Annotated in this window: 8 protein-coding genes; 7 read left to right on the plus strand and 1 reads right to left on the minus strand. The window is 70.6% G+C overall.

Features of this window, described 5'->3' with window-relative positions; translation table 11 throughout:
- Positions 1-2: 2 nt before the first annotated feature.
- Positions 3-599 carry a DUF488 domain-containing protein gene (locus ACSRUE_RS05970; RefSeq protein WP_437763062.1) on the plus strand — a complete coding sequence of 199 codons (597 nt, stop codon included), beginning with the start codon at positions 3-5 and terminating at the stop codon, positions 597-599.
- 510 nt (positions 600-1,109) lie between these two features.
- Positions 1,110-2,300 carry a hypothetical protein gene (locus ACSRUE_RS05975; RefSeq protein WP_441290175.1) on the plus strand — a complete coding sequence of 397 codons (1,191 nt, stop codon included), beginning with the start codon at positions 1,110-1,112 and terminating at the stop codon, positions 2,298-2,300.
- A 207-nt stretch (positions 2,301-2,507) separates the two neighbouring features.
- Here ACSRUE_RS05975 and ACSRUE_RS05980 read toward each other — a convergent pair whose 3' ends face one another.
- Complete coding sequence (locus tag ACSRUE_RS05980) at positions 2,508-3,437, minus strand: ketopantoate reductase family protein (protein WP_437763064.1); 930 nt, start codon at positions 3,435-3,437, stop codon at positions 2,508-2,510.
- 47 nt (positions 3,438-3,484) lie between these two features.
- Between ACSRUE_RS05980 and ACSRUE_RS05985 the strand changes: the two genes are divergently transcribed.
- The 5 genes from ACSRUE_RS05985 to ACSRUE_RS06005 all read left to right on the plus strand — a co-directional run bounded on the left by ACSRUE_RS05985 (position 3,485) and on the right by ACSRUE_RS06005 (position 13,724).
- Complete coding sequence (locus ACSRUE_RS05985; RefSeq protein ID WP_441290176.1) at positions 3,485-6,283, plus strand: ATP-binding protein; 2,799 nt, start codon at positions 3,485-3,487, stop codon at positions 6,281-6,283.
- 371 nt (positions 6,284-6,654) lie between these two features.
- Positions 6,655-9,195, plus strand: coding sequence for a nitrite reductase large subunit NirB (gene nirB / locus ACSRUE_RS05990; RefSeq protein ID WP_441290177.1), 2,541 nt, complete (start codon positions 6,655-6,657; stop codon positions 9,193-9,195).
- A gap of 37 nt (positions 9,196-9,232) precedes the next feature.
- The gene (gene nirD / locus ACSRUE_RS05995; RefSeq protein WP_437763067.1) at positions 9,233-9,631 is read left to right on the plus strand and encodes a nitrite reductase small subunit NirD; all 399 of its coding nucleotides are present in this window, start codon (positions 9,233-9,235) and stop codon (positions 9,629-9,631) included.
- A gap of 119 nt (positions 9,632-9,750) precedes the next feature.
- Positions 9,751-11,487 (plus strand): DmsC/YnfH family molybdoenzyme membrane anchor subunit, encoded by a 1,737-nt coding sequence (locus ACSRUE_RS06000; protein WP_441290178.1) that lies wholly within the window; start codon positions 9,751-9,753, stop codon positions 11,485-11,487.
- Positions 11,487-13,724, plus strand: coding sequence for a molybdopterin oxidoreductase family protein (locus tag ACSRUE_RS06005; RefSeq protein WP_441290179.1), 2,238 nt, complete (start codon positions 11,487-11,489; stop codon positions 13,722-13,724). The genes ACSRUE_RS06000 and ACSRUE_RS06005 overlap by 1 nt, the downstream gene beginning before the upstream one ends.
- Positions 13,725-13,983: the final 259 nt, after the last annotated feature.

Below are 13,983 nucleotides of genomic sequence, written 5' to 3' on the forward strand. Positions count from 1 at the left end.
CCGTGGACACCGTCTTCACCGTCGGCCACGGCACCCGCAGCGTGGAGGAGCTCGTCGAGCTGCTCGGCGAGGGGCCGGCCGACACGCTGGTCGACGTCCGGAGGTTCCCGGGATCGAGCCGCTCCCCTCACCTCGGCCGCGCCGCGCTCGCCGAGGCGCTGCCCCGGCTCGGGGTGACCTACGTCTTCCGCGGCGACTCGCTCGGCGGACGGCGGACCGGGCGGGCCGGCTCGCCGCACGTCGCCTGGGAGAACGCGAGCTTCCGGGCCTACGCCGATCACATGGAGACCGCCGCGTTCCAGCGCGCGCTCTCCGAGCTCGAGGCGGAAGCGCGCGCCGGACGGCGAATGGCGCTCCTGTGCGCCGAGACGCTCTGGTGGCGGTGTCACCGCCGCCTCATCGCCGACGCCCTCGTCGCGCGCGGGCTGGCGGTCGTCCACCTGCTCGGCCCCGGCGCGCGAGCCCCGCACGCGCTGAACCCCGCCGCCCGGCCCGACGGCGCCGGCCACCTGATCTACGACGTCGGCGCGCAGCGCGCGCTGCCGCTCGGCGGCGCCGGCGCGGAGCGCGCGCCTGTGCGCCCGCGCCGCGCGCGGTGATCCCGGCCGGCCAGGTGGCCGCGGGCCGCAGGCCGGTCGCACCGCCCCGCCAGGCGCACCCGGCCCGGCTCCCGTGCTCCACTGCGCGCAGGACCCCGGGCGGCGCGGCCGGACCTGGAGGTGCCCCTCGTCGAGCCGCTGCAGAAGCGCGTCGCATTCTTGCGGACGGCGCGTGGCGCGGGAGCCCGCCATCGACCTCCGGTATCGCTGGCCGCTCACCGGCGCCGCCCCGAGGGCCGTACGGTACGTGTCAAAAATCACGAAGTCCGCGTAGCGGTCCAGTCGGGTATCACCTGAAAAATAGACCATCAGTCGTCGCACTGACGTCCTGATCCCGGCCCACCTGGAGCGCCATCCGCGCCCACGGGGGCTCTCCGCGGAGCGCGACATCGAGCGCGCCCCCGCCCGTCCGGTATGGCGGAGCCGCACCGATTCCGTTACCGTCCCGAGATCACATGAAGGCGCGCCCGATGTGGGCAGGGCCTCCTGGCTCGGGAGACAGTAATGAAAGTGCAACGCATTTCGGCGATCCTGCTCACCTCGGTCGCCTTCTCTGCAGGCTTCATCGGTTGCGGCGACGATTCGGACGGGGGCGCAGGCGGCGGCTCTTCCTCTTCGACCACGAGCTCGTCATCGGGAGGCCCCGCGAGCACGGGCGCGGGCGGGAGCAGGGCCGAGTTCCTCGGCGCCCGCTGCACGGCCGACGCCGACTGCGGGCCGGGCGGCGTGTGCGCCCTGGAGTCGGACGGGGAGGCCGGTCCTGCGGGCGGGTACTGCACGATGGAGTGCATCGACGACGGCGACTGCGAAGGCGAGGGCAGCGCCTGCATCAATGACATCTGTTACCTGGGCTGCGTCCTCGGAGAGCCCGAGATCATGGCCCTCGACGAGGAGCTCGATCCGTTCAAGTGCCACGGCCGCGACGAGCTGCGCTGTGAGGAGGTGGATGACGGCGTGTCGGTCTGCATGCCGAACTGCGGCTCCGACTCCCAGTGCTCCGACTCCGGCCGCAGCTGCGATCCCAGGCAGAACGCGTGCGTCGACACGCCACACGAGGGTCTTCCGATGGGGGCCGCGTGCGACCGCGACGCCGACGAGGATCCGTGCGCCGGACACTGCGTGGGCTTCCCCGGCGACGTCGGCGCATGCACCGAGTTCTGCGGCTTCGGCGGCGATGTGTTCGAGTCCGACTGCGGCGGGTTCGAGAACGGTATCTGCCTCTACCAGTTCGCGGAGGTCGTCGGCGCCGGCGACTTCGGCGCCTGCACCAGGGCGTGCAAGGCGCACGACGATTGCCTGTTGCCGAACGCCCGTTGCGAGGACTTCGGCCTCCCGGACAACGGCTTCTGCATCTTCGGCAAGATGCCGTGCGAGGACGACGGCGATTGCAAGACACCGGACGAGTGCGCCGAGACGCCTGATGGCTTCTTCTGCCTCGACCCGCTGTACCCGCTGAGCAACGAGGGCGCGGGCGGCGCGGGCGGCGCGGGCGGCGCGGGCGGGGGCGGCGACGGCGGCGCGGGCGGGGGCGGCGACGGCGGCGCGGGCGGCACCGGCGGCGCGGGCAGCACCAGCGGCGCGGGCGGCACGGGCGGCGCGGGCGGCACCGGCGGCGCGGGCGGCACCGGCGGCAGCGGCGGCGCGGGCGGCAGCGGCGGCGCGGGCGGCAGCGGCGGCGCGGGCGGCAGCGGCGGCGCCTGATCGCTGCGTCTCACGACAGGCACTCATCTCATCTCCTCTCGATCTCCAGGAGGTGAGATGAGCGCCTCGCGCTCCACTCCCCTTCCTCGAAGCAGCCGAGACACCGCGGCGCGGTGGCGACAACGCGTTTCCCAGGGCTCCCACGCGCCCAGGAAGCGGCGCGCGCCGCCGTCGCCACACGGGTTCCGTCGCGAGCGCGAGGTCTGTCTATCGGCCCGCGGACGGCGCGTTCGCCCGCGGCGACAGGCCGCGGACGAGGGTCGCGAGCGTGCGCAGCACCGGGGTGTCGACCCCGGCCCGGCGCGCGCGCTCGACCACCGCGCCCTGGAGGATATCGACCTCCGTCGCGCGGCCGGCCCGCACGTCCTGCAGCATCGAGGGCTCGGTGAGCGGGAACTCGGAGCGCGTGAGGGCGAGCATCGCGTCCGCCGTCGCCTCGGAGATCTCCGCCCCTTCCGCCCGCGCGACCGCGATCACCTCGAGCATCGCCGCCCGGGTGAGGTCCTCCATCCGCTCCGCGACCACGCCGGCGCGCTGGCCGGTCAGCGCGCAGATCGCATTGAAGGGGGCGTTCCAGACCATCTTCTCCCAGAGCATGGCGCGGTGGTCCGCCCCGCGGCGGACCGGGATGCCCGCGCGCTCGAGCAGCGCGGCGGTCGCCTCGACCCGCGCCTCCTGCCCGGGCCGGTAGGGCGCGAGCCCGGCGCGCGTCGGCGCGAGCGTCTCGATCTCGCCAGGCCCGGCGACGCCCGAGGACATGTACGCGATCGCGGCGATCACGCGCGGCGCGCCGACGTCGCGCGCGACCACGTCCTCGGAGTCGAGCCCGTTCAGGAGGGGCGCGGCGAGGCCGTCCGCGGCGAGCAGCCCGGCGAGCTTCGCGCTCACCGCGGCGAGCGACGGCGATTTCACGGCGATGAGCGCGAGGTCGAACGGCCCGCGCGCCCCGTCGAGCGGGACGACACGGAGCGGGGGAGTGCGCAGCTCGCCGGACGGCGTGCGGACGATGAGCCCGCGGGACCGCATCACCTCGGCGTGCGCGCCCCGCGCGACGAAGGTGACGTCTTCCCCGGCGAGCGTGAGCCGCGCCCCGAAATAGCCGCCCACCGCGCCCGCGCCGACAACGAGGATCCGCATCGGCGGCGACCATAGCACGCTCGAGCCGGACCGCAGCGAACCGACGGGTGGCGACCCGCGAGGATTGCGGATATGCCTACGCCGAGATGCGCAGGCCGGAAGCCCCCGCCGCGGCGCACGAGAGCGGCCTCATGAGCGCAGGCGAGCCGAGCGTGACGGTGGACGCCGAGGAGCTCCAGCGCTTGCTGGACGCCCTGCCGGCGCTCGTCTCGTACATCGACAGCGACGAGCGCTACGGCGTCGTCAACCGGGCCTACGAGCGCTGGTTCGGCGAAGACAGCGGCTCGGTCGTCGGCCGGCAGGTGCGCGAGGTGATCGGCGACGCCGCCTATGCCGCCGTGAAGCCGCACATCACCGCGGTGCTCGCCGGACGGCCGCAGGACTTCGAGTCGCCGCTCACCTACCGGAACGGCCGCCGGCGTCACGTGCGCATCGAGTACATCCCCCACCTCGGCGCGAGCGGCGACGTGCGCGGCTTCTTCGCGCTCGTCGCGGACGTCAGCGAGCAGAAGCGCGCCGAGGACGCGCGGCGCTTCCTGGCCGACGCGTCGGCCGCGCTCGATCCGGTGCAGGGCCGCGACGCGGGCTTCCAGCGCGTCGCGGCCCTCGCGGTCGCCTCGGTGGCCGATCTGTGCGCCGTCCACACGCTCGAACCGGACGGCTCCGCCCACGCGCGGGTCGTCGCGCACGCCGATCCGGCCAAGGCGGAGCTCGCCGCCCGTCTGACCCGGCGCAGCTGCCCCCCGCCGGCGCCCGGGACGCCGCCATCGCCGTTGCACGAGGTGCTCCACGGCGGCCACGGCCGGCTCCTCCCCGACCTCGCCGGCCACGCGCTGGCCGGCGCGGACCACCTCGCCGCCCTGCGCGAGCTCGGCTGCCGCTCCGCGGTGATCGTGCCCATCCGCGGCGACGGGTGCGTCCTCGCGGCGCTCACGCTCGCGTCCGCAGAGGCGGATCGCACCAGCGACGCCGCCGATCTCGCCTTCGCCGAGGAGCTCTCGCGGCGCATCGAGGTGGCCTTGCAGCGCGTGCGCCTCTACGACATGGCCCGCGAGGCCGAGTCCGAGGCGCGGCGGCGCTTCCTGGCCGAGCACGAGGCGCGCCGGGCCGCCGAGCGCGCGGCGCAGCGCATGGCCGGCCTCCAGCGGATCACCGCGGCGCTCGCCGACGCGCTCACGAGCGAGGCCGTGGCGCGGGTCGTCGTCGACATCGGCGTCGCCGCCGCGGGCGCGCACGCCGGGGCCATCGTCGTGACGGCGGGCGACGAGCTCGAGTGCCTCATGGAGGTCGGCCACGAGCGCAACGCCGTCGAGCGCTTCCGGCAGATGCCCCTCGACGCCGCCCTCCCGCTCGCCGACGCGCTGCGGACCGGCACGCCCGTCTGGCTGCGCTCGCGCGAGGAGTGCTCCGCCCGCTACCCGCACATCGCGAGCGCCGTGCTGTCCGGCGCGACCGTGTCGCTCTGCTGTCTCCCGCTCGTCGTCCAGGAGCGGCCCATCGGCGTCCTCAGGCTGAGCTTCGCGGAGCCGCGCCCGTTCGACCGGGAAGAGCAGGAGTTCCTGGTCGCGGTGTCGCGCCAGTGCGCGCAGGCCATGGAGCGCGCCCGCCTGCACGAGGAGCGCGCCGCCTTCGTCGAGCGCGAGCGGCGCGTCGCCCTCGAGAACGCCCGCCTCTACCGCGAGGCCCACGAGGCGGACCGGCGCAAGGACGAGTTCATCGCGATGCTGTCGCACGAGCTCCGCAACCCGCTGGCGCCCCTCACCACCGGCCTCGAGCTCCTGCAAATGAGCGCCCAGATGAGCGCCGGCGAGCGCGCCGATCGCGACGACCGGCAGATCCTGGCGACCCTCGAGCGGCAGGTGAAGACGATCGTCCGGCTCGTCGATGATCTCCTCGACGTCTCCAGGATCACGCAGGGCAAGATCGAGCTGAAGCGGGAGCGGCTCGACGTCGCCTCGGTCGTCGAGGCCGCGATCGAGTCGGTCCGCCCGCTGCTCGTCCAGCGCGGGCACGATCTCGTCCTGTCGGTCGATCCGGGCGTGTTCGTGCACGGCGACCGCGTCCGGCTCGAGCAGGTCATCGTGAACCTCCTCAACAACGCCATCAAGTACACGAACCCCGGCGGCCGCGTCTCGCTCGCCTGCGCCGCGATCGCCGGCGACGCGCGGATCCGGGTGACCGACACCGGCGTCGGCATCTCCGCCGAGCTGCTCCCGCACGTCTTCGACCCGTTCATGCAGGCCCGGCGCACGCTGGACCGCTCCCAGGGCGGCCTCGGGATCGGGCTCACGCTGGTCAAGCGGCTCACCGAGCTGCACGGCGGCCGCGTCGAAGCGCTGAGCGGGGGCCCCGGCGAGGGGACGGCCATCAGCGTCTGGATCCCGCTCGCCGGCGCGCCGAGCGCGCCCGCCGAAGCTCCCGCGCCGCCGGCGCTTCCGCCAGCGCTCGAGGCCGCCCCTCCGCGCGCCACGACGCGCGCCCTCCACGTCCTCCTCGTCGACGACAACGTCGACGCCGCCGAGGGCCTCCGAAGCGTCCTCCAGCTCCACGGCCACGCCGTCTCGATGGCCCACGACGGCCCGGCGGCGCTCGAGGCCGCGCGCGCGTCGAAGCCCGATCTCGTCCTGCTCGACATCGGCCTGCCCGGGATGGACGGCTACGAGGTCGTCCGGCGCCTGCGCGCCGAGCCCGAGCTCACGCGCTCCTACATCGCCGCCCTGTCCGGTTACGGGCAAGACCAGGACCGCCGCCGCTCGCGCGAAGCCGGCTTCGACGCGTACCTCACCAAGCCGGTCGCGACGGAGCAGCTCCTGTCCCTGCTCGACGAAGCCGCCCCGCGCGGCTGATCGGCCCGCGCTCCATTTCAGAAGTGCAATGCATCCGCGCCTCCCGCCAGGCGCGCGATACATCGCCGAAACAGACTCTTCCAGTTCTGAACGTTGCGCCCATTTCCTTTCATCGGCGCTGTCGCGTCCAGGCTCGCTCGGGGCCTTGTTGCGCCCGCTGATGACCGCGAAACATGCATGAAACAGAGGTGGTAGAGGCCATTGCCAAAGGCCTGGCGCGCCGTCGGGTCGACAATTTATTCCTGCGAAACAGTTGCGAAACAGAGCCCACAGTACACAGGTTTTGGTCCGGGACTGTGGCTGACGCCTGGTTCGGACGGCAGCGCGGCAGTGACGGTGAGAAGGACTCACCGGGTCCAAAGGTGGGTTTCATGAGCAAGAAGAAGGACCTCCTCGTCATCGGCAACGGCATGGTCGGGCACAAGCTCATCGAGAACATGGTTCTCGGCGGCTTCCTGCGCGAGTGGAACATCACGACCTTCTGCGAGGAGCCCCGGCTCGCCTACGACCGGGTGAACCTGTCCGCCTTCTTCAACGGCAAATCGGCCGAGGATCTGTCGATGGTCAAGCCCGGCCTCTACGAGGAGGCGGGCATTCAGGTCCATCTCAACGACAAGGCCGTCTCGATCGATCGGCGGAAGAAGGCGGTGACGTCGGCGAAGGGGAAGACGGTCTATTACGACAAGCTCATCCTCGCCACCGGCTCGTATCCGTTCGTCCCGCCGATCAAGGGCAAAGACGCGAAGGGCTGCTTCGTCTACCGCACGATCGACGACCTCGAGGCCATGGACGCCTACGCCAAGGTCGCGAAGGTCGGCACGGTCATCGGCGGCGGCCTGCTCGGGCTGGAGGCGGCCAACGCGCTCAAGAACATGGGCCTCGAGGTCAACGTCGTGGAGTTCGCGCCGCGCCTGATGGCCCTCCAGGTCGACGACGCCGGCGGCGCGATCCTCCGGGCGAAGATCGAGTCGCTCGGCGTGAACGTGCACACGAGCAAGTCGACGACGGAGATCGTCGCGGAGCACGGCCGCGTGGCGAGGATGATCTTCGCCGACCAGAGCGAGCTCTCGACCGACATGATCGTCTTCTCGGCCGGCATCCGCCCGAGGGACGAGCTCGCGAGGGCGTGTGATCTCGCGCTCGGGAACCGCGGCGGCGTCGCCATCAACGAGCGCTGTCAGACGTCGGATCCGGACATCTATGCCATCGGCGAGTGCGCCAGCTACAACAGCCAGCTCTACGGCCTGGTGGCGCCCGGCTACCACATGGCCAAGGTCGCGGTCGACGCCATCACCGGCGGGAAGGAGACCTTCAGCGGCTTCGACATGAGCACGAAGCTCAAGCTGATGGGCGTGGACGTCGCGAGCTTCGGCGACGCGTTCGCGACCCAGCAGGGCGCGCGCGTGCTCAGCTTCATGAACGCGACGTCGAACGTCTACAAGAAGCTCGTCGTCAGCGCGGACGGCAAGCTCCTCCTCGGCGGCATCCTGGTCGGCGACGCCGCGAACTACGGCCAGCTGCTCCAGCTCGTGCAGAACAAGATCGTCCTCCCGCCGCACCCGGAGGATCTCATCGTCACGGCGCGGGACGGCGCGAAGCCGGCGGGCCTCGGCGTCGACGCGCTGCCCGACACCGCCATGATCTGCTCGTGCCTGAACGTCACGAAGAAGGCCATCTGCTCGGCCATCTGCGACGACAAGCACGTCACGGTCGCCGGCATCAAGGGGCACACCAAGGCCGGCACGGGCTGCGGATCGTGCACGACGCTGATCTCCGACATCCTGAAGAAGGAGCTCAAGAAGGCCGGCGTCGCGGTCAACAACTACATCTGCGAGCACTTCAACCACTCGCGTCAGGAGCTCTATCACCTCGTCCGGGTCCACCAGCTCAAGACGTTCGACGACCTGCTCGCCCGCCACGGCCAGGGCAAGGGCTGCGAGATCTGCAAGCCCGCGGTGGCGTCGATCCTCGCGTCGACGTGGAACGAGCACATCCTGAGCAAGAAGCACCTCCCGCTGCAGGACACGAACGATCGCTACCTGGCCAACGTCCAGCGGGACGGCACCTACTCGGTGGTCCCGCGCGTGGCGGGCGGCGAGATCACGCCGGATCAGCTCATCGCCCTCGGGGTGGTCGCGAAGAAGTACAACCTGTACTCGAAGATCACCGGCGGCCAGCGCGTGGACCTGTTCGGCGCGCGGCTGGAGCAGCTGCCCGACATCTGGCGCGAGCTCATCGCCGCCGGCTTCGAGTCGGGGCACGCGTACGGCAAGGCGCTGCGCACCGTGAAGTCGTGCGTGGGCAGCACCTGGTGCCGCTACGGCGTGCAGGACTCGGTGGGCTTCGCGGTGGCGGTCGAGAACCGCTACAAGGGGCTGCGCAGCCCCCACAAGCTGAAGTCCGCGGTGTCCGGCTGCGCGCGCGAGTGCGCCGAGGCGCAGGGCAAGGACTTCGGCATCATCGCGACGGAGAAGGGCTACAACCTCTACCTCTGCGGCAACGGCGGGATGAAGCCGCAGCACGCCCAGCTCTTCGCCTCGGATCTCGACGAGGCGACGCTCATCAAGTACCTCGACCGGTTCCTGATGTTCTACATCCGCACGGCGGACCGGCTCCAGCGCACGTCGGTGTGGTTCAACAACCTCGAGGGCGGCATGGATTACCTCCGCCAGGTCATCATCGAGGACTCGCTCGGGATCTGCGAGGAGCTGGAGAAGGAGATGGCCCACCTCATCGCCACGTACGAGTGCGAGTGGAAGGCCGCGGTCAACGACCCCGAGAAGCTCAAGCAGTTCCGCCAGTTCGTGAACGCCGGCGAGCCCGACCGGAGCATCGTGTTCGTCAGCGAGCGCGCGCAGCACCGCCCCGCGGCGTGGCAGGAGAAGTCGAACCTGGTCGAGGAGATGATCTGACAGCAGGGCCGAGGGGCCTTGTCTGAGGGAAACCGTCATGAGCGAGCTGCACACTTCGGAAGCGCCTCGGAGCGATACCATGACCCAGGGTTGGATCGACGTCTGCGGGGTCGAGGACATCATCCCGAACACCGGGGTCTGCGCGCTCGTCGGGAAGCGCCAGATCGCGCTGGTCCGCGTCGGCGAGGGCGAGGAGGTCTACGCCATCAGCAACTTCGACCCGTTCAGCAAGGCGTTCGTCCTCTCCCGCGGGATCGTCGGGGACAAGGGGGGCGTCCCCAAGATCGCCTCGCCGATCTACAAGCAGAGCTTCGATCTGCGGTCGGGTCAGTGCCTGGACGACCCGGGCGTGAGCATCCCCGTGGTTCCCCTCCGGGTCCGGGACGGGCGCGTCGAGATCCAGGCCGCGGCGGAGCCGCTCGCGGCGGCGAGCTGACGGGATGACCTGGCGAGCCAGCGCCAGGCGCTCCCGCGCGGCGGACGCGCCGCCGTTCGCGGTGTCTCTCTTGGAGTTCTCGGGGCTGGGCTTCCGCGCCGGGTAAACAGGGAATTTCGATGAGCGTTGCAAAGGTCTCGGACACTCACTTTCGCTTACCCATCGTCAACTCGGCGCCGAAGATCCACGACAGCAACAAGGGCCTGCTGGACTCTCTCCTGGCCGACCAGCAGAAGCTCACGGCGGTCGAGAAGTTCTCCAGGATGCACGAGGAGCACGCGCTCCCGGCGCAGTCCAAGTACTACCGCGACCTCATCCCGCTCGAGAAGCCGAAGCCCGGCCAGCAGTACGGCTTCGAGGTCGACCTCGACGCCTGCACGGCCTGCAAGGCGTGCGTCACCGCCTGCCACAGCCTGAACGGCCTCGACGACAACGAGGTGTGGCGCTCGGTCGGGCTCCTCCACGGCGGCACGCCCCAGGCGCCGGCGCAGCAGAGCGTGACGACGGCGTGCCACCACTGCCTGGACCCGGCGTGCATGTCGGGGTGCCCGGTCAAGGCCTACGAGAAGGACCCGATCACCGGCATCGTCAAGCACCTCGATGACCAGTGCATCGGCTGCCAGTACTGCATCCTGATGTGCCCCTACGACGCTCCGAAGTTCAACGCGGAGCGGGGGATCGTGCGCAAGTGCGACATGTGCAGCGATCGGCTGGCCAACGACGAGGCCCCGGCGTGCGTGCAGTCGTGCCCGAACGGCGCCATCCGGATCACGATGGTCGACCAGCAGCAGGCCGTGCAAGAGAGCCAGACGAGCCTCTTCTTGCCGGGGGCGGCGGCGCCGGAGATCACGATCCCGACGACGACCTACAAGACGCAGCGGTCGCTCCCGCGCAACATGCTCCCCGCGGACTTCTACCAGGTGAGCCGGGAGCACTCCCACCCTCCGCTCGTCGCGATGCTGGTGCTGACGCAGCTCTCGGTGGGCGCGTTCTGCGTGAGCCTGGCCCTCAACGAGCTGCTCGGCGCGCAGGCGACGCGGGATTTCGGCGGCCACAGCGCCACGTTCGCGCTCGTCTTCGGGATCGCCGCGCTGAACGCGAGCCTCTTTCACCTTGGCCGGCCGCAGTTCGCGTTCCGGGCCTTTTTGGGGCTCAAGACGTCGTGGCTCAGCCGGGAGATCCTCGGGTTCTCGCTCTTCGCGGGGGCCGCGACGCTGTACGCGGCGTCCTTCTGGCTGCCTTCCCTGCCGGCGCTCCCGGTGCTCTCGGCGCCGCCGGTCGAGCACCTGCGGGCGCCGCTCTCGTACGCGGTCGCGCTGAGCGGGCTCCTCGGGGTCTTCTGCTCCGTGATGGTGTACGCCGCGACGCAGCGGGAGCACTGGCGCGGGGCCCTGACGGGCTTCAAGTTCGCGACCACGGCGGCCATCCTCGGGAGCTCGACGGTCCTGATGATCGGGCTGCTCCTGAGCGCCGAGCACGCGGCGCTGCTCCTGACCCGGGGCTTCCGCGCGCTGAGCGCGTTCCTGTGCGTGACGACGGCGCTCAAGCTGCTCGTGGAGCTCTCGATGTTCCGGCACCTCCGGAAGCGGAGCCACTCGACGCTCAAGCGGAGCGCTATCTTGATGACAGGAGAGCTGAAGGGCGCGACGGGCTGGCGCTTCGCCTGCGGGGCGCTCGGCGGGATCGTCCTGCCGGCGCTCAGCCTCTTCTCGGCGCCGAACAGCGGCGTGAGCTCTGAAGTTCTGATGGCGATGGCGGTCGTGGCGTTCCTGTTCTGCCTCGCGGGCGAGTTCCTCGAGCGGTATCTCTTCTTCGCAGCGGCGCCCGCCTCCAAGATGCCCGGAGGGCTCTCCTGATGACGACCACCGATGCCAAGAAGACGTCTCCGGCGCCCACGCAGGCGGACAACCTCCTCTTGCGGCGCAACGGGCCGCTGACGCGCGAGCTGCTCCTCACGCCCGGCGAGTTCGGCCTCGGGAGGGTGCCTGCGCGGCTCAAGCCCGACCAGACGACGACGGTCGTGTGCGGGTTCTGCTCGACCGGGTGCGGGCTGAACGTGCACCTCAAGGACGGAGAGGCGATCAACCTCTCGCCCAACACGGACTATCCCGTGAACCTCGGGATGGCGTGCCCGAAGGGCTGGGAGGCGCTCACGCCGCTCCGCGCGACCGATCGCGCGACCGCGCCGCTCCTCAGGAACGCCCGCGGGAAGCTGGAGCGCGTGGAGTGGGACGTCGCGCTCCGCACGTTCGTCGATCGGTTCAAGGCGATCCAGGAGGCGCACGGCAAGGAGTCGGTCGCCTTCATCAGCACCGGGCAGATCGTCACCGAGGAGATGGCCTTCCTCGGGGCGCTCGCGAAGTTCGGGATGGGCATGGTGCACGGGGACGGCAACACCCGGCAATGCATGGCGACGGCGGTGGTCGCGTACAAGGAGGCGTTCGGGTTCGACGCGCCGCCCTACACGTACCGCGATTTCGAGGAGTCCGACGTCGTGGTGCTCGTCGGCTCGAACCTCTGCATCGCCCACCCGATCATGTGGGAGCGGCTCTGCAAGAACAAGAACCGCCCCGAGATCCTCGTCGTGGATCCGCGCAAGACCGAGACGGCGATGGCGGCGACGGCGCATTACGCGCTCAAGCCGAAGTCGGATCTGACGCTGTTCTACGGAATCGCCCACATCCTCATCCAGCGCGGGTGGATCGACCCGGGGTACATCGAGGCGCACACGGTCGATTTCGAGGCGTTCAAGGCCCACGTCGAGGATTTCACGCCGGCGCGGGTCTCCGAGGCGACGGGGCTCAGCGAGGCGCAGCTCGCGTCGTTCGCGGAGAAGATCCATAACGGGAAGCGGGTGTCGTTCTGGTGGACCATGGGCGTCAACCAGAGCCACGAGGGCGTTCGGGTCGCGCAGTCGCTCATCAACCTGGCGCTGATGACGGGCAACATCGGCCGCCCCGGCACCGGGGCGAACTCCATCACGGGCCAGTGCAACGCGATGGGCTCGCGGATGTTCAGCAACACGACGGGCCTGTTCGCCGGCCACGACTTCACGAAGGAGGAGCACCGGAAGAAGATCGCCGGGATCCTCGGCATCCCAGAGGAGGTCATCCCGACCCGGAACAGCCTGGCCTACGACCAGATCATCGAAGGCATCTTGAAGGGGAAGATCAAGGGCCTCTGGATCATCGCGACGAACCCGGCCCACTCCTGGATCAACCAGGAGGATCTGCACGAGCTCCTCGGCCGCCTGGAGTTCCTCGTGGTGCAGGACATGTACACCACGACGGAGACGGCGGAGCGCGCGCACCTCGTCCTCCCGGCGGCCTCGTGGGCCGAGAAGGAGGGCACGTTCATCAACTCGGAGCGGCGCATCGGCCTCGTCAAGAAGGTCGCGCGGGCCCCGGGCCAGGCGCTGGCGGACTTTCACATCTTCCAGCTGGTCGCCCAGTACTGGGGCTGCGGCGAGCTGTTCAAGGAGTGGAAGAGCCCGGAGGCGGTCTTCCAGATCATGAAGCGGCTCTCGAAGGGGCAACCGTGCGACATCACGGGCATCGACGGCTACGCGATGCTCGACGAGCGCGGCGGCATCCAGTGGCCCTACCCCGAGGGGGCGGCCTTCGAGACGAACGAGCGGCGGCTGTTCGAGGACGGCCAGTACTACCGCCCGGATCAGAAGGCGAAGTTCGCCTTCCAGGCGCCCCGCCAGCTGCCGGAGCCGACCGACGAGCAGTATCCGTTCACGCTGCTCACGGGGCGAGGGAGCTCCAGCCAGTGGCACACGCAGACGCGGACGAAGAAGTCGGCGGTGCTGCAGCGGCTCTATCCGAAGGAGATCTACGTCGAGCTGAGCCCGGTCGACGCGAAGAGGATCGGTATCGAGATGAACGAGTGGGTGGTCATCGCGTCCCGCCGCGCGGAGATCAAGGCGCGGGCGTTCGTCACGAACTCGGTGAAGCCCGGGGAGATCTTCGTGCCGATGCACTACGAGATCACGAACAAGCTGACGTTCCCTGCCTTCGACCAGTACTCCCGGCAGCCGTCGTACAAGGCCTGCGCGGTGAAGGTGCGGCGGGAAGAGGATCGCGGGTAGCGCCGCGCGGCCTCCGCGAGGACGGCCTCCGCGAGGGACGCGCGGCGCGCGTGGCGCGCGTGGGAGGCGCGCTCAGCCGGTCGCCCCCCGCCGCTGCGCAGGTAATACGCCACAGGAGCGTGTCCAGCAGCCTGGCGTTCATGGGGGGACACGCGATCGCCGTGCCGGCCAGCCCCTCGCTCGTGTTCTGGCAGTCGACGCACGATCGCCCGGCTGACGTAATCGACCGTCACGAGCTCCTTGCTCTGCGCGGGGAGAT

The sequence above is a fragment of the Sorangium sp. KYC3313 genome (assembly GCF_052075895.1).
GTDB lineage: Bacteria > Myxococcota_A > Polyangia > Polyangiales > Polyangiaceae > Sorangium > Sorangium cellulosum_B.